The sequence below is a fragment of the Paucisalibacillus globulus DSM 18846 genome (assembly GCF_000482485.1).
GTDB classification, from domain to species: domain Bacteria; phylum Bacillota; class Bacilli; order Bacillales; family Amphibacillaceae; genus Ornithinibacillus; species Ornithinibacillus globulus.
In genome coordinates this window covers 25,055-44,006 of the sequence record NZ_AXVK01000015.1, presented here as the reverse complement: position 1 = coordinate 44,006, position 18,952 = coordinate 25,055, and the positions used below count along the sequence as shown (strand labels likewise).

General features: G+C 35.3%; 19 protein-coding genes and 1 other annotated feature. All 19 genes read left to right on the top strand.

Annotation, left to right across the window (positions count from 1 at the left end; translation table 11 throughout):
- Positions 1–36 precede the first annotated feature (36 nt).
- The 19 genes from deoC (at position 37) to K332_RS0103635 (ending at position 18,671) form a co-directional block, all read left to right on the top strand.
- Positions 37–708, top strand: coding sequence for a deoxyribose-phosphate aldolase (deoC, locus tag K332_RS0103730; RefSeq protein ID WP_026906233.1), 672 nt, complete (start codon positions 37–39; stop codon positions 706–708).
- Between the two features lie 734 nt (positions 709–1,442).
- Positions 1,443–1,619, top strand: coding sequence for a 30S ribosomal protein S21 (rpsU, locus tag K332_RS0103725; RefSeq protein WP_026906232.1), 177 nt, complete (start codon positions 1,443–1,445; stop codon positions 1,617–1,619).
- Positions 1,620–1,634: 15 nt separating this feature from the next.
- Positions 1,635–2,081, top strand: coding sequence for a GatB/YqeY domain-containing protein (locus K332_RS0103720; RefSeq protein ID WP_026906231.1), 447 nt, complete (start codon positions 1,635–1,637; stop codon positions 2,079–2,081).
- Between the two features lie 212 nt (positions 2,082–2,293).
- On the top strand, positions 2,294–3,634 hold the full coding sequence (locus K332_RS0103715; protein WP_026906230.1) for an NfeD family protein: 1,341 nt from the start codon (positions 2,294–2,296) through the stop codon (positions 3,632–3,634).
- 45 nt (positions 3,635–3,679) lie between these two features.
- Complete coding sequence (gene floA / locus K332_RS0103710; RefSeq protein ID WP_026906229.1) at positions 3,680–4,669, top strand: flotillin-like protein FloA; 990 nt, start codon at positions 3,680–3,682, stop codon at positions 4,667–4,669.
- A gap of 36 nt (positions 4,670–4,705) precedes the next feature.
- Positions 4,706–5,281: a hypothetical protein gene (locus tag K332_RS0103705; RefSeq protein ID WP_026906228.1), complete on the top strand. Its 576-nt coding sequence runs from the start codon at positions 4,706–4,708 to the stop codon at positions 5,279–5,281.
- Between the two features lie 99 nt (positions 5,282–5,380).
- Positions 5,381–5,662, top strand: a complete 282-nt coding sequence (gene yqfC, locus K332_RS0103700; RefSeq protein WP_026906227.1) for a sporulation protein YqfC — start codon at positions 5,381–5,383, stop codon at positions 5,660–5,662.
- A 23-nt stretch (positions 5,663–5,685) separates the two neighbouring features.
- A complete protein-coding gene (gene yqfD, locus K332_RS0103695) occupies positions 5,686–6,912 on the top strand; it encodes a sporulation protein YqfD (RefSeq protein ID WP_026906226.1) in 1,227 nt (408 codons plus the stop codon).
- Positions 6,913–6,914: 2 nt separating this feature from the next.
- A complete protein-coding gene (locus K332_RS0103690; protein WP_026906225.1) occupies positions 6,915–7,880 on the top strand; it encodes a PhoH family protein in 966 nt (321 codons plus the stop codon).
- 81 nt (positions 7,881–7,961) lie between these two features.
- Positions 7,962–10,094: an HD family phosphohydrolase gene (locus K332_RS0103685; protein ID WP_036688046.1), complete on the top strand. Its 2,133-nt coding sequence runs from the start codon at positions 7,962–7,964 to the stop codon at positions 10,092–10,094.
- Positions 10,094–10,558 carry an rRNA maturation RNase YbeY gene (ybeY, locus tag K332_RS0103680; protein WP_026906223.1) on the top strand — a complete coding sequence of 155 codons (465 nt, stop codon included), beginning with the start codon at positions 10,094–10,096 and terminating at the stop codon, positions 10,556–10,558. Before K332_RS0103685 ends, ybeY begins: the two co-directional genes overlap by 1 nt.
- Positions 10,548–10,901 carry a diacylglycerol kinase family protein gene (locus tag K332_RS0103675; RefSeq protein WP_026906222.1) on the top strand — a complete coding sequence of 118 codons (354 nt, stop codon included), beginning with the start codon at positions 10,548–10,550 and terminating at the stop codon, positions 10,899–10,901. The genes ybeY and K332_RS0103675 overlap by 11 nt, the downstream gene beginning before the upstream one ends.
- A 722-nt stretch (positions 10,902–11,623) precedes the next feature.
- The gene (gene era, locus K332_RS0103665) at positions 11,624–12,526 is read left to right on the top strand and encodes a GTPase Era (RefSeq protein WP_026906221.1); all 903 of its coding nucleotides are present in this window, start codon (positions 11,624–11,626) and stop codon (positions 12,524–12,526) included.
- Between the two features lie 174 nt (positions 12,527–12,700).
- Positions 12,701–12,853 (top strand): YqzL family protein, encoded by a 153-nt coding sequence (locus K332_RS23520; RefSeq protein WP_084287694.1) that lies wholly within the window; start codon positions 12,701–12,703, stop codon positions 12,851–12,853.
- Positions 12,854–12,877: 24 nt separating this feature from the next.
- Positions 12,878–13,627 (top strand): DNA repair protein RecO, encoded by a 750-nt coding sequence (recO, locus tag K332_RS0103655; RefSeq protein ID WP_026906220.1) that lies wholly within the window; start codon positions 12,878–12,880, stop codon positions 13,625–13,627.
- 48 nt (positions 13,628–13,675) lie between these two features.
- Positions 13,676–13,851 (top strand) — a binding site (T-box leader).
- A gap of 131 nt (positions 13,852–13,982) precedes the next feature.
- Entirely contained in the window at positions 13,983–14,861 is an 879-nt protein-coding gene (gene glyQ / locus K332_RS0103650; protein ID WP_026906219.1) for a glycine--tRNA ligase subunit alpha, read from the top strand.
- Positions 14,861–16,945, top strand: coding sequence for a glycine--tRNA ligase subunit beta (glyS, locus tag K332_RS0103645; RefSeq protein ID WP_026906218.1), 2,085 nt, complete (start codon positions 14,861–14,863; stop codon positions 16,943–16,945). Before glyQ ends, glyS begins: the two co-directional genes overlap by 1 nt.
- Positions 16,946–17,222: 277 nt before the next feature.
- Positions 17,223–17,852, top strand: a complete 630-nt coding sequence (gene ccpN / locus K332_RS0103640; protein WP_026906217.1) for a transcriptional regulator CcpN — start codon at positions 17,223–17,225, stop codon at positions 17,850–17,852.
- A gap of 21 nt (positions 17,853–17,873) precedes the next feature.
- Positions 17,874–18,671, top strand: a complete 798-nt coding sequence (locus tag K332_RS0103635; RefSeq protein ID WP_026906216.1) for a pyruvate, water dikinase regulatory protein — start codon at positions 17,874–17,876, stop codon at positions 18,669–18,671.
- Positions 18,672–18,952: the final 281 nt, after the last annotated feature.

The window sequence follows — 18,952 nt, the reverse complement described above, 5'->3', positions numbered from 1 at the left end:
GAGGTACGTACAACATAATAAGAGGATGTGTTTTAATTGGTAAAGGATATTGCAAAATATATTGATCATACATTACTTAAGCCTGATGCAACAAAAGAAGGTATTTTAAAGATTGTTGAGGAAGCAAAAGAATACGAATTTGCATCAGTTTGTGTAAATCCACATTGGGTACCATTATGCTATGAGCATCTAAAAGGAACAAGCGTAAAAGTATGTACAGTAATTGGTTTTCCATTAGGAGCTACCTCTACAGCATCGAAAGTATTTGAAACAAAACAAGCTATTTCAGATGGGGCTACTGAAGTTGATATGGTTATTAACATTGGTGAGCTGAAATCTGGTAACGATGAATTTGTTAAACAAGATATTCAAGCTGTTGTAGAAGCTGCAAAGGGACAAGCATTAACAAAAGTAATCATTGAGACGTCATTACTGACAGAAGATGAAAAGGTAAAAGCTTGCCTTTTAGCAAAAGAAGCAGGGGCAGACTTCGTTAAAACATCAACTGGATTCTCTGGTGGTGGAGCAACAGTAGAAGACATAGCATTAATGCGTAAAACTGTAGGACCGGACCTTGGAGTAAAAGCTTCTGGAGGAGTACGTGACTTAGAGCAAACAAAAGCAGTAATCGAAGCAGGAGCAACAAGAGTCGGTGCAAGTTCCGGAGTAGCCATTGTCAACGGCCTTCAGGGAACATCTGATTATTAATTTATAGTAATGACTATTTAGGAATCGAAGGAAACTGTGCGGTAACTTTAATTAAAAGGTTAATGTAGTGCTAAGACACCGCTCCGGGGTCTTCGGACACGTGCTATTCCCGCAGGACAAATGTTTTCGGTGGGGCGAGTAATCGCAGTCCCAAGGAAGACTTCGGCAGCATAACATCGCACGAAGAAAATCGGTTTTTATTTTCGAGGAGTCTACGTATTCTCCCTGCGCTAGTATTGGCTTTCAAAATAAAAATTGTTTTATCACACATTTTTATTAAAAATTAATTTTAATAAAATTCAAGCTAAACGAGCTCCGGAAATACACGGAGACTCCTGTGGGAGAATAGGCATAGATGAGACCCCGCAGTGCGATAGCACGAGGAGGATCACCAGCCGCCTTAGGATGCGCGAAGTGTATTTCCGGAGCGGGTATGATGCGCTGCCAAAAATTATTAGTTAGTTACTGCACAGTCTATACAATTTGTGTAATTAAAAACAGATTTCCAGAAAACAGCTATTGTAAAATGTGTTTTTATTGTTTATAGTCATATAAATAATGGATCAATATTTATTAACTGCTAAGCTGTGTGCTCACGCTACAGACATAGCAATATAATAAAGAAAAATAATCAGTTGACCATTACAAAGCAATATATTATAATTACAAAAGGCATGATATATATCGATTGCCTTATTAATCTGTTTTTTTGCTTCGGAGGGAGGGAAATTAGCATGTCAAATACAACTCGCGTTCGTAAAAACGAGTCTCTTGAGGATGCTCTTCGTCGCTTTAAACGTAGTGTAGCAAAAAGTGGGACACTACAAGAATATCGTAAGCGTGAACACTATGAAAAACCAAGTGTTAAGCGCAAAAAGAAATCTGAGGCTGCTAGAAAGCGTAAATTCTAAAGTAGGTGCTGGAAGATGTCATTAATGACACAGTTGAACGACGATATGAAGCAAGCAATGAAGAATAAGGATAAAGAAAGACTTAGCGTTATTCGAATGGTAAAAGCTTCATTACAAAATGAATCGATAAAACTTGGTAAAAGTGAATTATCTGAAGACGAAGATTTGACTATTTTATCAAGAGAATTAAAACAAAGAAAAGATTCCCTCCAAGAATTTAAATCAGCTGGACGCGAAGATCTTGTTGAAAAACTTGAAATGGAAATCAAAATAATTCAAGAATATATGCCTGAACAGCTTTCTGATGAGGAACTTTCAGCAATAGTTCAAGAAGCGATTCAAGAAACTGGCGCATCTTCAAAAAAAGATATGGGTAAAGTTATGAGTGCAGTAATGCCTAAAGTTAAAGGAAAAGCTGACGGCTCTAAAATTAATAAATTAGTTCAAGAACATTTGAATTAAGTTTGCCCTGAAAAACCCTTGCAAAATAGCAAGGGTTTTTTATCTTTATCTTATTTTACGATTCTTATTCATAAGAAGATATCATTTTTCTACCTTCTCTATTAGAATCTGTGATAGTATTTATGTTAATCATGTTATACATATGAAATATTTTTGAAACTTTATTCCATTATAAACGTATAAATAACTGTGCATAGAAGGAGGTGTAATAGTTGCCGAGAAAGCGTTTGGCATTATATTTTTCTATTTATATTGTCATTATTATATCTTTGTTAGCACCGGCTTTTGGCAAAACTATTCATGCTGACACTGACACGCAGGGTGGAGGAAAATTAATCTATGTTATTCCTATAAAAAATGACATTGAACGGGGATTAGAAGCTTTTTTATCTAGAACCACAAGTGAAGCAATTGAAAAAGGGGCAGATCATATCATATTTGAGATTGATACTCCTGGTGGAAGTGTAGAAGCTGCAAATAATATTGGAACCTTAATTGCTAACCTATCCATACCTTCCACTTCTTTTGTCGTAAGTGAAGCCTTCTCAGCGGGTTCATATATTGCCCTTCATACGGACACTATTTATATGGCGCCTAGAGCTCGAATTGGAGCAAGTGGCGTAATTAATTCGGATGGAACAGCTGCGGATAAAAAAGCGCAATCAGCATGGTTGAAAACAATGACAAGTGCTGCTGAAGCAGGTGGAAGGGATCCACTATACGCTGCAGCGATGGCAGATGCAAGTATTGATTTGCCTGAATTTGATGCGCCAACGGGAGAATTTTTAACATTAACCCCCCAAGAGGCATTAGATGTTGGTTATGCAGAAGGGATTGTCCAGGATCGTACTGAGTTATTGTATGAACTAGGACTATCAAATGCCACCATTATTCAATCTGAGCCTACCCTTGCAGAAAATATTGCTAGATTTATAACTAATCCAATTGTAGTACCTATTTTACTGTCTTTAGCAAGTCTAGGATTGATTCTAGAGCTTTACTCTCCTGGATTCGGCGTACCTGGTAGTGTTGGACTACTTTCCTTAGCATTATTCTTTTATGGACATTTCGTTGCTGGTCTTGCTGGGATGGAAGCCATTATTATTCTGATTCTTGGTATTGCCTTACTTATCGCAGAGTTTTTTGTGCCCGGTGGTATATTAGGTATACTAGGGATAGGAGCGATTATAGGATCGTTGTTTATGTCTGGCGCGAATATTGGTCACATGATGACCAGTGTTGCCATTGCTTTTCTAGTTGCTGTCATTGCTTCCGTTATATTATTTAAAAGGATTGGACTAGATAAGGGTGTTTTCCGTCATGTTATACTAAAAGATCGAACTACTACAGAACTAGGCTATGTATCCAATCAAAATCGTTTGGATTTAATTGGTATGGAAGGTATTGCTGCTACAGCATTAAGGCCATCTGGTGTAGCTGTTATTGATAACGAACGTGTCGATGTTGTAACAGAAGGTAGTTTTATCCAAAAAAATACCCCGATCAAAGTTGTAAAGGTTGAAGGGGTTCGCGTTATTGTAAGAGGATTATAAGGTTATAATTACCTATAATATAAAACAACTTTAGGAGGAAATTTTATGGATCCAAATATTATTATGCCGGTGATACTAATCGCGGTAATCTTGATTGCAGTAGCAATCTTATTTACATTCATTCCAGTAACACTATGGATAAGTGCCCTAGCTGCAGGGGTACGAGTAGGAATTTTACAATTAATTGGTATGAGATTACGTCGAGTTGTACCGAGTCGTGTTATTAATCCATTAATTAAATCACATAAAGCAGGACTAGATGTAACAACAAACCAGCTTGAGAGTCATTATTTAGCTGGTGGTAACGTGGATCGTGTGGTAAATGCATTAATTGCTGCACACCGTGCGAATATTGAATTATCATTTGAACGTGCTGCTGCTATTGACCTTGCTGGTCGTGATGTACTTGAAGCTGTACAAATGAGTGTTAACCCAGAGGTAATTGAAACACCATTCATTTCAGGTATTGCGATGGATGGTATCGAAGTTAAAGCAAAAGCAAGAATCACTGTTCGTGCAAACATTGACCGATTAGTTGGGGGTGCAGGTGAAGAAACGATCATCGCCCGTGTTGGTGAAGGTGTTGTAAGTACAATTGGTAGTTCCGAAACACATGCAAAAGTTCTAGAAAATCCAGATTCTATTTCACACACGGTCCTTTCTAAAGGACTAGATGCTGGAACAGCATTTGAAATTTTATCGATAGATATTGCTGATGTTGATATTGGTAAGAATATTGGTGCAATGTTACAAACCGATCAGGCTGAGGCAGATAAAAAGATTGCACAAGCAAAAGCGGAAGAACGCCGTGCAATGGCTGTTGCACAAGAACAAGAAATGGTTGCTCGTGTACAAGAAATGCGTGCGAAAGTTGTGGAGGCTGAAGCAGATGTTCCTCTTGCACTTGCAGAAGCTTTACGTACTGGAAAATTAGGTGTCATGGATTATTTAAACTATGAAAACATCAATGCTGACACGGATATGCGTGACTCTATTGGTAAACTTTCTAAAGAAAATAATGATGATGACAAGTAACACCGGTAGTTACAATATTAAGAAAGGGGGATGTAAATGGAAGGTTTAATGCAATTCTTACCTCTAATCGCTTTTATCGTGTATGGAATTATTCGAGCAATGGGCGGTGCTCAGGAAGAAGAACAAAAAAAACCTAATCGACCAAATGTACCAAGACCTGCTACAACCCCTTCACAAGAACAGAATAATCCAAGACGGACTGTTTATCGAACATCCGAAACGGAGATTCAAAAGGGGAAAGATCCAAAACATCATGACCCTAAACAAACCGTTTATTCATCAACTCCATCTAATGTTTATCTGGAAGAACAGCAAAAGCAGCAAGTGGAGAGATTAAAAGAACAGATGAATACAAGAACCAGTGACTCAATAGTTTCCTTAAAGGAGCAGGATTTGTCAATTGGTCCAGCTATTCAGGATGCTATTAGGCATCATTCTTTAAAAAATCAGAATGCAAATAAAGAAAGATTTAAAAAGGATGTAAAGTCAGGCTTAAATTACAAAGGTTTAGTTAATGGCATTATTATGTCGGAAGTTCTTGGAAGTCCAAGAGCAAGGAAACCTTATCAAAGTGTGACAGCAGAGAGAAGAAGAAAAATCCACTATAAGTAATTGATAAAACCCAAAAGTATCGGTAGATGCTTTTGGGTTTTTTAGTTCTTATCTGTTTCATATTCTCATAAATATGTATGTGAGAGGGGGCTTTCACTAGTGAAGAAAATTCAACAACGAATACGACCATGGCTAGTAAAGTATCTTGCATTGCCTTCTGATGTTGTAATGGAATTACCGAGGATAACTATCATTGGTCAACTACATGTATATATTGAAAATCATAAAGGACTTGCTGTTTTTACGGATGAGGAATTAAGACTAAAAACAACAAAAGGATACATTCAAATAAAAGGGTCATCATTTGTATTAAAAATGATGTTACCAGAAGAAATATTGCTGGAAGGAAAAATAACTGACGTCAAATTTATTCCAGGATAAATGATGTTTACCAGGAGGATGAGATGAAACAGATACAGGGATCTTTTATAAAGGGGTATGTAAGAATAATTGTAACAGGTCGAATGCCGGAGATGTTTTTCCAAGAATGTGTGAATAGTGGAGTAACGGTTTGGAATGTAAGAAGGGAAGGGAGGTCTTCTTGTAGCGGTAATGTTAAATTATCGGATATATCGGAAATTAGAAGACTAAGAAGGGAACGAAATTATAAAATTACTTTTGAACAGCGACGAGGTTACCCATTCATATTTAGACGCTTTTTCCGAAAAAAAGAGTTTATCTTTTCCTTTATTATGAGTATTTTATTGATACTTTTTATGTCGAATATTATTTGGAAGGTTGAAATCACAGGGGAACTCCCGAAAGAAATTGAAGAAAAAATAAACAAACAATTAAATACATATGGGATCCACGCGGGTGCATGGATTTTTATGATAGATCCACCAGCAAAGATTCAGCAAAGACTTACTGATGATATTCCGGAATTACTCTGGGTTGGTGTGCGTCAAAAAGGGACAACCTACCAGCTTGAAGGCGTAGAAAAGATAGTGGTGAAAGAGGATAAAGTGGAAGGACCACGAAATCTTGTAGCGAGTAAAAAAGGTGTTATCAAACGGATGTACGTCTCCAAGGGCGTTCCACAAGTTGAAATAAATGAATATGTTGAACCAGGCGAAATTCTAGTTTCTGGAACCTTAAGTGATCAACCGAAAAGTGAAGATGGGGAAGACAAGGAGAAGGAAGATAAAAAAGTTCTCGTACCAGCAGAAGGGGAAATTATTGCAAGTACGTGGTATGAAGCAGATGTTACTATTCCGCTAAAACAAAATTATGAGCTTTTAACAGGACAACAAGAAAAAAAATTCTACCTAGGAATAAATAATTTTAAATTCCCGATTTGGGGATTTGGATCACCTGATTTTGAAGAAGTTCATCGTGATAGTACAGAAACGCCAATCAAATTCATTAGGTGGAATTTGCCAATTAATATTATTGAGTCAACATTGAGTGAAAAACAGATTCAAAAATTAGAGCGAACACAAGAAGAAGCAGTACAAGCAGGTATTAAACAAGCTAAGGAAGAACTTCAATTACAGCTTGGTCCTGATGCTAAAATTACCTCAGAAAAAGTTTTGCATGAATCTCTAGAGAATGGTAAAGTTAAATTATACTTATATATGACAGTAGAAGAAAATATTGCTAAAGCACAGCCTATAACTCAAGGAGATTGAATATGCCTGAAAACTTAAATGCTATCGATATTGAATTAACAAATCCTGAAGAGGCTCTTGAGCTTTTTGGGAACAACGACAGATATCTAAAACACATTGAGGAAAAACTTAATGTCTCCATTGTAACTCGTGGAGAAAGAATTAGTGTTTCTGGAAAAGATAGTGATATTGCTATCGTACAAGATGTATTACTAACCCTACTTAATGTCGTTCGGAAGGGGATTACAATTACTGAACGTGATATTGTTTATGCCATTGAACTAGCTAAGGATGAAAAAATCAATCAATTTGAAACCTTATTTGAGGACGTTATTGCTAAAAATGTTAAAGGAAAAGAAATTCGCATCAAAACACTAGGACAAAAGAGTTATGTATCTGCTATTAGGAAAAATGATTTAGTATTTGGTATTGGACCAGCTGGTACCGGTAAAACGTATCTTGCCGTTGTAATGGCGGTTCAAGCGCTAAAAAATGGCCAAGTAAAACGAATTATTTTAACAAGACCGGCAGTAGAAGCTGGGGAAAGCTTAGGTTTTTTACCTGGTGATTTAAAAGAAAAGGTGGATCCATATTTAAGACCACTTTATGATGGATTAAATGATGTTCTAGGAGCGGAGCATACACTAAGATTATTAGAGAGAGAAACAATTGAAATTGCTCCATTAGCCTATATGCGCGGAAGAACATTAGATGATGCTTTTGTTATATTGGATGAAGCTCAAAATACAACACCTGAGCAAATGAAGATGTTCTTAACACGTCTAGGTTTTGGATCTAAGATGGTAATAACTGGGGATATCACACAAATAGACCTGCCAAAGGGAGTTAAATCAGGATTACAAATTGCAGATAAACTATTAACTTCTATAAAGGATATTTCCTTTGTTTATCTAACCCAAACAGATGTTGTAAGGCATCCATTAGTGCAGAAGATTATTGATGCGTATGAAAAAAGCAACATGACCTGATATTACTCGAAGAAAGACCCGCTAATGGAGGGTCTTATTTCTTTATACTAAAAATATTAATTCGTTCTAAGGGGGGAGAAAATGACTTCGTTTAGAGATATAATTGCATATCTAATAAAACTACGAACAAAATGGGTTAGAATCCTAGTTCCGGTATTAGCCTTAGCGCTTTATTTCTTTATTTTAACTTTTAATAATGTACATACAGAGATTTATGATATTGAGCCACTTACAACTTCAAGGGAAACAATTCGTTCTCCTATTACAATAGAAAATGAAGTAGAGACAGAGCGGAAAACTCGAGAAGCAGTCCAAGCAGTTGAAGACAGATTTGATATATCGACCAATATTGCGGATGAGCAAACCGGATACATAAACGAGATTTTTACTGCAGTTGATAAATTAGAGTCTGAATCTCTTGTTGAAGATGAAGATGGTGTAGTACAGGTTCCATTAACAAACCGTGAAAAAGTCCAAAGACTGAAGGAATTATTGTCCAACAGTATCACTGAAAAAGTGGAGGATAGTGTCTTTTTGAGACTAATCGATGTCCCTAAGGAAGAAAGGGATAAAGGAAAGGAAGTATTTATCTCCTATTTGCAGGAGGAGTTTCAACGAGGTGTAAGAACAGATAATATAAATAGTGCTATAGAGAGGGTTCAAGAGAATATACGCTATTCTAACCTTGATCAGAATGTAATAGAAGCAATTCACGAATTAACATCATTTGCAATTGTTGAAAATTCATTTTATGACTCCGACAAAACTGCAGAGGCCAAAAAACAGGCAGTGAGTAATGTGGAACCAGTGATAATAAATGGCGGGGAAATAATTGTACGTGAAGGAGAAACAATTACTAATGAGATTTATGAAAAACTCCAATTAGTAGGATTACTTAACAAAGATCGTAATGTTTTTCCGGTTATTGGGTTGGGGTTATTAATTCTATTAGTTAGCTCTGTCATTATTTATGAAATGAACCGAATTGATAACCAAAAAAGGCTTGATAAAGGTACCATTGCATCTATTTTACTAATCAGTTTTATTGTTGTTTCCTTAATGAAGATTATGAGTATTTATACTACACAAGGTAATCAATTTTTCTTTATCGTGCCAGTAGCTACAGGTGTATTATTAGTAAAACAATTAATCAATGAACGATTGGCTATTCTTTTATCTATCTTGTTTAGCATTTTGGGTGGAATCATTTTTAATGGAGAAATTCCAGGAACATTAAGCGTTGAAGCAATCGTATATTTCTTCTTCTCTCAAATTGCTGCCATTATTTTCTTGATTAATGTAAAAGATAGATTATCCATTGTTCGTTCAGGCATAGGAATGTCTATCGTCAATATTTTAACTATATTATTATTTGTATTCTTGTCCTTTGAAAAATATTCTATTGTTGACGTTTTAATCTTGTCGGGATTTGGTGTTGCTTCAGCCTTTTTATCAGCAGTATTAACAATTGGCTTGCTTCCATTTTTCGAAACAGGACTTGGAATATTGTCTGATATCAAATTGCTACAATTGTCTAGTCCGAATCAGCCATTGCTTAAAAAGATTCTGACTGAAGCGCCTGGAACATACCATCATTCTATTATGGTTGCTAATTTAAGTGAAACGGCTTGTGATGCAATTGGCGCAAATGGACTATTAGCTAGGGTTGCAGCTTACTATCATGATATTGGAAAGACAGTGCGACCACATTATTTTATTGAAAACCAATTATCAATAAAAAATCCACATGATGTTATTTCACCGGAACAGAGCGCTGAAATAATCATTAGGCATCCATATGATGGAGCAGAACTGTTAAGAAAACATAAAATGCCAAAAGAAATAATCGATGTTGCTATGCAGCATCATGGTACGACATTATTAAAGTATTTTTATTTCAAAGAAAAAGAAACTAATAAAATGGTTAGAGAGGAAGACTTCCGTTACCCAGGACCGAAGCCACAAACAAAGGAAGCTGCAGTAATATCTATTTGTGACTCTGTAGAAGCGGCTGTCCGATCCTTAAAAGAACCAACGGAACAAAAAATAGAAGAAATTGTTTCAAGTATTGTTAACGACAGGTTGATGGATGGTCAGTTAGATGAATGTCCATTAACAATAAAAGAGGTAAAGATAGTTCATCAAACTATCTGTGAAGCATTAAAAGGTATCTTTCATTCTAGAATTCAATACCCAAACAAGGAGGAAAAATAGTGGAAATTGATTTTCAAGATAATACAAATTCAGTACCAAAAAACCATTTTGAGCTTATAGAGGGATTACTAAAACTAACCGCTCAGAGAGAAGGAATATCAGAGAATGCAGAGGTTTCTATTACTTTTGTCAATAATGATGAGATACAGGAAATCAATCGTGACTATCGCAAATTAGACAAGCCAACAGATGTTATTTCATTTGCATTAGAGGAAACGTCAGTAGATGAGGTTAAAATTAAAGGAGATGATATTCCGGTAATCTTAGGTGATATTATCATCTCTGTTGAGAAGGCAAAGGAACAGGCGGAAGAGTATAATCATACTTTTGAAAGAGAACTTGGCTTTTTAGCTGTGCATGGATTACTTCATTTATTAGGCTATGACCATATGACAAAAGAAGATGAAAAAGAAATGTTCCAAAAACAAGATGAAATATTAGGGGAATATAACCTTGGAAGGTAAGAAGAATTCGATTGGATTTACATATGCCATGAATGGCTTAAAAGAAGTTTTTAAATCTGAACGAAACTTTCGACTACATCTTTTTTCAGCAATTTTAGTATGTATAGTAGGAACCTTTTATAATATTACTATTGGTGAATGGATTGCTGTGGTTATCGTCGTAGGATTGGTAATCACAGCAGAAATACTTAATACTGCAATAGAAGAAATTATAAATTACATTAAACCAGAAATCCATCCCGCAGCTAAGAGAATAAAAGACCTAGCTGCTGCGGGGGTATTTGTGGCTTCCTTAACGGCTTTAGTAGTTGGACTTATAATCTTTTTTCCGAAAGTTTTTTAAATAAAATAAGATATACTGATTAAAATGCTTTTTAATAGTAAATTGCTATTTGCATAAACTGTGCGGTAATTTTTGTGAATAGCTGGAGTTGTTGAACTGCTATCACCCCGCTCCGGCAGAATACTCCGCTTTCCTCGGGCACGGCCTCAGCCTCCTCGCGGAAAAAGCACCGCTGCGGGGTCTTCGGACACGTGCTATTCCTGTAGGACAAGGAAAGCTTCGGCAGCATGACATCGCACGAAGAAAATTGTTTTTTATTTTCGAGGAGTCTCCGTATTCTGCCTACGCTAGTTAGAGTTTACGATTTATGGATTATTTGTAACGCATTTTTCTTAGTAATTAAGTACAAAATTTCTAATTCACTACCAGCGGAGTGTATTTCCGGAGCGAGTTAGATGCTCAACTTATAATCCTAAGTAAAGTTACCGCACAGTTTCCATCTATTATTTATCAGATTCAATTCCTAAAATCTTAACATTTTTTCATAACAATCTTACAAAATAAGATGATATAGAAATAGTTAATGGATAATCAGTCTAATTGACAAGATTATCCGTTTTTTAATGTAAGGTTCAAGCATAGTTTTATACAAAATGGGGATAATTATCGAACCATAAAATCTTTTCAAAGCTTTTGTCGATAACATGAAACAACAAAGATTTTGTAGTATAATAGACAAAACATAGAATGAAAAATCTATTTAAACTTCTTGGAGGAACTTCATGGACACAAATTATAAATCAGGATTTATAACAATAATCGGAAGACCAAATGTGGGAAAATCAACCTTTATGAATCAGGTAATTGGCCAAAAAATAGCCATCATGAGCGATAAACCACAAACAACACGAAACAAAATACAGGGTGTTCTAACCCAAAATGATGCTCAATTTATTTTTATTGATACACCAGGGATACATAAACCCAAGCATCGTTTAGGTGATTTTATGGTCAAAATTGCCGAAAACACATTAAACGAAGTAGATGTAATACTATTTATGATTAATGCGGAGGAAGGATACGGTAGAGGTGATCAATTTATCATTGATCGCTTAGAACGTGTAAAGAGTCCGGTCTTTCTTGTTGTGAATAAAATAGATAAGGTACATCCAGATAAATTGTTACCATTAATTGAAATGTACAATGAAAAATATGATTTTGAAGAAATTATTCCGATATCTGCACTACAAGGAAATAACGTCAATCATCTATTAGATGTACTAAAAAGTCACTTACCAGAAGGCCCACAATTCTACCCAGCAGACCAAGTGACAGACCATCCTGAACGATTTATTATTAGTGAATTAATACGGGAAAAAGTTTTACATTTGACACGAGAAGAAATCCCGCATTCCATTGCTGTAGTTATTGAGAATATTGAAAAGAGAGAATCGGACCAGATATATATCCAAGCTGCAATTATTACGGAGAGAAAATCCCAAAAAGGTATTTTGATTGGAAAACAAGGAAGTATGTTAAAAAATGTTGGTAAGGATGCAAGAAAAGATATCGAAGCTTTACTTGGTTCGAAAGTTTATTTAGAACTTTGGGTCAAGGTGCAAAAAGATTGGAGAAATAAGCAAAGCCAGTTACTTGAATATGGCTTCCGTGAAGATGAATATTAGAGATGGAAAATTTTTAAACTAATTGTTTTATGACATAGTGGAGACGATAATAGTATCCGGAACATTGGTTGCTTACGAGCAGAACATGTATCCAGATTAAATGAAGAATTTAATCAGTGTTCTAACTTACAAAAAGATACTTCTAGAAAAGAATAAAGAAAGGTGTGTTTTCTTGTGATCGACTTAGTATGGAAGCTATTTAGTCAAACAGGAAATATTGAGACCTATTTATTAATGAAAGAGTTAGAAAGTGATCCAAGTGAGCTGGGCTTAGACGATGGCTCGACAACTAATCTGGAGAACCTACCGGTAGATTCCAATATGTAGCATGCAGTAAAAAGGGGAATATGTATGCTAGAAAAAATAGATGGTATTATTATTAAGACAAAAGATTATGGTGAAACACATAAATTAGTTACGATTTTTAGCAAAAGAATAGGAAAGTTTACCGCTATTGCCCGTGGTGCAAAGAAACCAAAAAGTAGAATGGCTGCTGTTACGCAGCCATTCATTTATGGTCAATTTTTTGTCTACCTTTCTAAGGGATTAAGTACGATTCAACAAGGCGAAATTATTGAATCATTTCGTGCTATTCGAGAGGATATTATGAAGACTGCCTATGCTGCTTATTTAGTGGAATTAACAGATAAATTAATGGATGAAAGAGTCCTTAATCCAGAAATATATGAACAATTAAATCAAACATTAGAATATATTTCAGAGCATGATGATGTTTCTATCCCACTAATGATGTACGAAATGAAATTGTACCGTGCGGGAGGATTTGCTCCAACCGTACATCAGTGTGCGAACTGTGGTGAAAAAAATGCACCATATTCTTTTTCAATTGTTGAAGGGGGTTTACTGTGTTCGAGGTGTCAGCATGTTGACTCGGATGCTATTCCGTTGGCCAATTCAGTGGTTAAGCTTCTCTATGTATTTTCAACAGTAGGGCTTGAACGTGTTGGTAATGTTTCGGTCAAGGTTGAGAATCGCGAATTATTAAGAAACCTCTTAGATGCCTATTATGATCGATATGGTGGATATTTCTTAAAGTCGAAAAAGTTTCTTAATCAAATCGCCAAGTTTGATAATATATAAAAGTTGACAAATACTTTATCTATAAAGTAAGATGATACATATTCAAAAGATGATGTGATGAAAGAGAAAAGTACTTACTGATACCATTACTAAGCGAGTTCAGGATAGTGTGAGCTGAATAAACGGTCAGTTAGGAATGGCACTCTGGAGCATGGTTAATAAAGTGGCTTTATCCAGTGATAAAGCAAATAGGGTGGAACCGCGGATTAATACCCGTCCCTATGTCTATAATCCATTTATAGGCATAGGGACGGGTTTTTAGATTTGTTAAGTTATAAATTATGATTATTTGCTTATTGTAATGAACGTTAACTCTTCCACCTATAAAAGGAAAAAATATATGGAGGTTTTTAGAATGAATATCCAAAATATGATTTTAACATTGCAGAAATTCTGGTCAGAACAAAATTGTATTTTAATGCAAGCTTATGATGTTGAAAAAGGTGCTGGTACAATGTCGCCGATGACTTTATTAAGAAGTCTTGGTCCAGAGCCATGGCGAGTTGCCTATGTAGAGCCATCTCGTAGACCTGCTGATGGTAGATATGGTGAAAACCCTAACCGGTTGTATCAACACCATCAGTTTCAAGTCATCATTAAACCATCACCCGATAATATTCAAGATCTTTATTTAGAATCACTTCAGGCACTTGGCATAAATCCTTTGGAGCACGATATTCGATTCGTAGAGGATAACTGGGAAAACCCGACACTTGGTGCTGCTGGGCTAGGATGGGAAGTTTGGCTTGATGGAATGGAAATTACTCAATTTACCTATTTTCAACAAATTGGTGGATTAGAAGCTAGTCCTGTAACGGTAGAGCTTACTTATGGGATAGAGCGTCTTGCATCTTACATTCAAGATAAAGAAAATGTATTTGATTTAGAATGGACAGATGGTTTTACTTACAAGGATATTTTTAAACAGCCTGAATACGAACACTCCACATATACATTTGAAGAATCTAATGTGGATATGTTATTCCAACTTTTCTCTATGTATGAGGAAGAAGCACAGAAAACAATGGAAAAGGGTCTTATTTTCCCCGCTTACGACTATGTATTGAAATGTTCGCATACCTTCAATCTTTTAGATGCTAGGGGAGTAATTTCAGTAACAGAGCGTACAGGCTATATAGGAAGAATTAGAAATTTAGCAAGAAATATTGCAAAGGCTTATGTTGAAGAACGTGAACGACTTGGCTTTCCAATGCTTAAAAAGGAGGATAAATAATGGCTAAGAATGTTTTATTCGAAATAGGTCTAGAAGAATTACCCGCTCGTTTTATAGATGATGCTGAAAAACAATTAAAAGTAAAGACAACCAGTTGGTTAGATGATTTACGTATTACTTATTCAAAAATTGAAACCTTCTCTACTCCTAGAAGATTAGCTGTATTAATCCACGATATTGCTGAGAAACAAGCTACTATTGAAGAAGAAGCAAAAGGTCCTGCAATTAAAATAGCACAAGACGATCAAGGAAATTGGTCTAAAGCGGCGGTTGGCTTTACCAAAGGGCAAGGTAAAACAGTTGATGATATATATACAAAAGATGTTAAAGGTACGACATATATTTTTGTAAATAAAGTTATTGAAGGGAAATTAACAGGCTCATTACTCCCAGAATTTAAAAATATTATTGAATCTATTCAATTTGGTAAAAATATGCGTTGGGGAAATGGTACGATGCGATATGTAAGACCAATTCGATGGATGGTTGCTCTATTTGAAGAAGAAATAATTCCATTCGAAATTGCTGGGGTTCAAACTAGTAATGTTACTTATGGACATCGTTTTCTTGGTAAGGAAGTCGTATTGAGAAATCCTCTAGATTATAAGCTAGAAATGAAAAATAACTTTGTTATCGTTGATTCAAATGTAAGAGAAAAAATGATTTTAGAAGGAATTAAACAGGCAGAAGAAAAAGGTAACTTTATTGTTCCTATCGATCAAGATTTACTTGACGAAGTACGGAATTTAGTGGAATATCCTACTGTATTTATTGGATCATTTGAAAAAGAATTCCTTAAATTACCTTCTGAAGTGTTGGTAACTTCCATGAAGGAACATCAACGCTATTTTCCAGTTAAATCGAATACAGGTACATTACTTCCATATTTTGTTGGAGTGCGAAATGGTGATTCAAATGCACTCGAAACAGTAATCAAAGGTAATGAAAAGGTATTACGAGCACGTTTATCTGATGGCCAGTTCTTCTTTGAAGAAGATCAAAAGAATTCAGTAGAGTTTTATTTGGATAAACTGAATTCAGTTGTTTTCCAAGTGAAATTAGGAACAATTGGTGAAAAGGTTAGTCGTGTAGTCTCTATTTCAGAAAAAATTGCACAGTCTTTGAATATTGATGCAGAAGTAACACAAAAAATTATTCGGGCTGCTCAGTTAAGTAAATTTGATTTAATGACCAATATGGTTAATGAATTCACAGAGCTTCAAGGGACTATGGGTGAGAAATATGCCCGTTCTTTTGGAGAGGATGAATCGGTTGCTATTGCAATTCGTGAACATTATATGCCAACAAGTGCAGGTGGAGAACTTCCAGAGACATTAGTTGGTGCAATTGTTAGTGTAGCAGATAAACTGGATACAATTGTAGGTTGTATCGGTGTAGGGTTAAAGCCAACTGGCTCCCAGGATCCATATGGACTGCGTAGACAAGCAACTGGTATTCTTCGTATTGCTAATGACAGGGAATGGGGAATTCCTGTAGCAGATTTATTTAAGTTGACTATAGAGCTTTATGAATCCTTAGATCTGGAACATGTTGATTTTGAAGTAATAAAAAAAGAGCTGCATGCCTTTATACAACAAAGGGTTGCATTTGTATTAAAAGAGCGTGGTATTGAACAGGATATTATTCAAGCAATTACTAGCCATCAAATTGGAATAATGTCAGATATGGTGAAAAAGGCGAGTATTCTATCCGCTAAACGCAATGAAGCTTCATTTAAACCAATCCAAGAGGCATTAGTACGTGTTTTAAATTTAGCTGAGAAGACAGAAGAGACAGTTGTTAATCCAGAATACTTTGAAACAGATTCTGAAAGGGACTTATTTGATATCTATGAAAATGTTCAAGCAAGTTACCAGGAGTTGATTGTACAGGATAACCTTGAAGGAGCATTTTCTGCGTTAGAGAAACTAGCTGAGCCAATACATCTATTCTTCGAAAATAACATGGTAATGGCCGAAAACGAACAATTGAGAAAGAATCGATTGGCATTATTAAATCGAATTGCAATTTTAGTGAATAATTTTGCGGATTTAAATGCCATTGAATGGAAACAGCACTTTTAGGAAGGGGACTACTAATTCCCCTTTTTACCTATTTAGGCTATAATATTAATAAATAGTATGTCTCTTTTTCGTAGTTAGGAAAGCACAAAAACTTTCCGCTCGTATAGAAAAACGAACAAAATGTACTCGTCGTATAGTAATTTTGATTCAAGGAAGTGTTACTCCTTGCAAAGTTGCTGTAGTCAATCAAGTAGTATTTTATGAAGTATCACTAGTAGTTGCGTTGATTGAGACGAAGCGAATGCGAGTTTTTCCAAGACCGTTGGGTGGTGAAAATGTGGAATTATCCAATCGACAAGAAAAAATAATTGAAATTGTAAAAAACAATGGTCCCATTACAGGTGAGCATATTGCAGATAGATTAAATCTAACTCGTGCAACGTTACGACCAGATTTAGCCATACTAACAATGGCAGGATTTTTAGATGCTAGGCCACGTGTAGGATACTTTTATACAGGGAAAACGGGATCTGAACTTTTAACCGAGAAAATTAAGAAATATAAAGTATATGAATACCAATCTGTTCCAATCGTGGTACAAGAGAATTCTTCGGTATATGATGCCATTTCCACCATGTTCCTGGAAGATGTTGGTACATTGTTTATTGTGGATGATAATTCTTGTTTAACAGGAGTTGTATCACGTAAAGATTTATTGCGCGCAGCCATTGGAAAACAAGACTTAAATGCTTTGGCAGTTCATATTATAATGACTAGAATGCCTAATGTCACGGTGTGTCGTAAAGAGGATTTATTAATTGATGTTGCTAAGAACTTAATTAATAAACAAATCGATGGGTTACCAGTAGTTAAAGATACGACTAAAGGCTTAGAGGTAATCGGAAGGGTTACAAAAACTACGATTACAAAGGTTTTTGTGGAATTAATAACAGATAATCATATCTAACCTTAGGGGATGAAGATGCAAATGAATACTAAGAAACCTGTTTTTATATTATCAGATTCTGTTGGGGAAACAGCTGAACTAGCTGTGAAAGCAGGGTTAAGTCAATTTAGTACGGATTATGTAATACAACGAATTCCTTATGTTGAGGATAAGAAAACTATTGATGAAGCATTAAATAGAGCGAAAGAAGAAAATGGGATTATTGGGTTCACACTTGTTGCACCAATGCTTCGCAATTATCTTAATGAGAAAGCAACAGAGTTTAAAGTTGAGGCAATTGATATTATGGGTCCAATGCTAGAGGCAATGGAACGAGTATTCAATAAGAAACCGAGATTAGAACCAGGCCTCGTGCACAAACTAGATGAAGATTATTTCAAAAAAGTCGAAGCAATCGAATTCGCTGTTAAGTATGATGATGGACGTGATCCAAGAGGTATCGCTAGAGCAGATATTATTTTACTTGGTGTATCAAGAACTTCAAAAACGCCTTTATCACAATTTCTTGCTCATAAACGAATAAAAGTTGCTAATATACCAATTGTTCCCGAAGTAGAACCTCCCGAGGAATTATTTGAGGTAGATCCATCAAAATGTATTGGTTTAAGTATTAGACCAGAAAAACTGAACGATATCCGTAAAGAGAGATTGAAGGCTTTAGGACTAGGGGATCAAGCAACATATGCTAATATTAAACGAATTCATCAGGAAATAGATTATTTTTACAAAATTGTGGATAGAATTGGTTGTAGAGTAGTGGATGTTTCGAATAAAGCAGTAGAAGAAACAGCCAATGTCATTCTTCAAATGATAAAGTAAAATAACAATAATCTTGCTGAAGAAGGAGCATGACCATGTGGCATGCTCCTTTAATACGGGTTATAGGGAATATTTTTAAGAATTCGAGCATATTTTGAATTTGTTAATAGTATTTTTCTGTAAAATGTATTATAATTAATTTTTGTGTAAAAATAGATGATATTGTATAAAATATTATCGGTGTATTTTATTGGATATTCTGAAAAATAAAACATTCATTTAAAAGAAGAAATCTGCATTTTTTTGTAGAATAGTATTATTAGACTAATATTAAATGTTTA

Coding starts and splice junctions, on each gene's coding strand:
- K332_RS0103690 (WP_026906225.1), top strand. CDS start 6,915: ATGCCTGAAAACTTAAATGCTATCGATATTGAATTAACAAATCCTGAA.
- glyQ (WP_026906219.1), top strand. CDS start 13,983: ATGAATATCCAAAATATGATTTTAACATTGCAGAAATTCTGGTCAGAA.
- glyS (WP_026906218.1), top strand. CDS start 14,861: ATGGCTAAGAATGTTTTATTCGAAATAGGTCTAGAAGAATTACCCGCT.
- K332_RS0103720 (WP_026906231.1), top strand. CDS start 1,635: ATGTCATTAATGACACAGTTGAACGACGATATGAAGCAAGCAATGAAG.
- rpsU (WP_026906232.1), top strand. CDS start 1,443: ATGTCAAATACAACTCGCGTTCGTAAAAACGAGTCTCTTGAGGATGCT.
- K332_RS0103685 (WP_036688046.1), top strand. CDS start 7,962: ATGACTTCGTTTAGAGATATAATTGCATATCTAATAAAACTACGAACA.
- floA (WP_026906229.1), top strand. CDS start 3,680: ATGGATCCAAATATTATTATGCCGGTGATACTAATCGCGGTAATCTTG.
- yqfD (WP_026906226.1), top strand. CDS start 5,686: ATGAAACAGATACAGGGATCTTTTATAAAGGGGTATGTAAGAATAATT.
- K332_RS0103705 (WP_026906228.1), top strand. CDS start 4,706: ATGGAAGGTTTAATGCAATTCTTACCTCTAATCGCTTTTATCGTGTAT.
- K332_RS0103635 (WP_026906216.1), top strand. CDS start 17,874: ATGAATACTAAGAAACCTGTTTTTATATTATCAGATTCTGTTGGGGAA.
- era (WP_026906221.1), top strand. CDS start 11,624: ATGGACACAAATTATAAATCAGGATTTATAACAATAATCGGAAGACCA.
- recO (WP_026906220.1), top strand. CDS start 12,878: ATGCTAGAAAAAATAGATGGTATTATTATTAAGACAAAAGATTATGGT.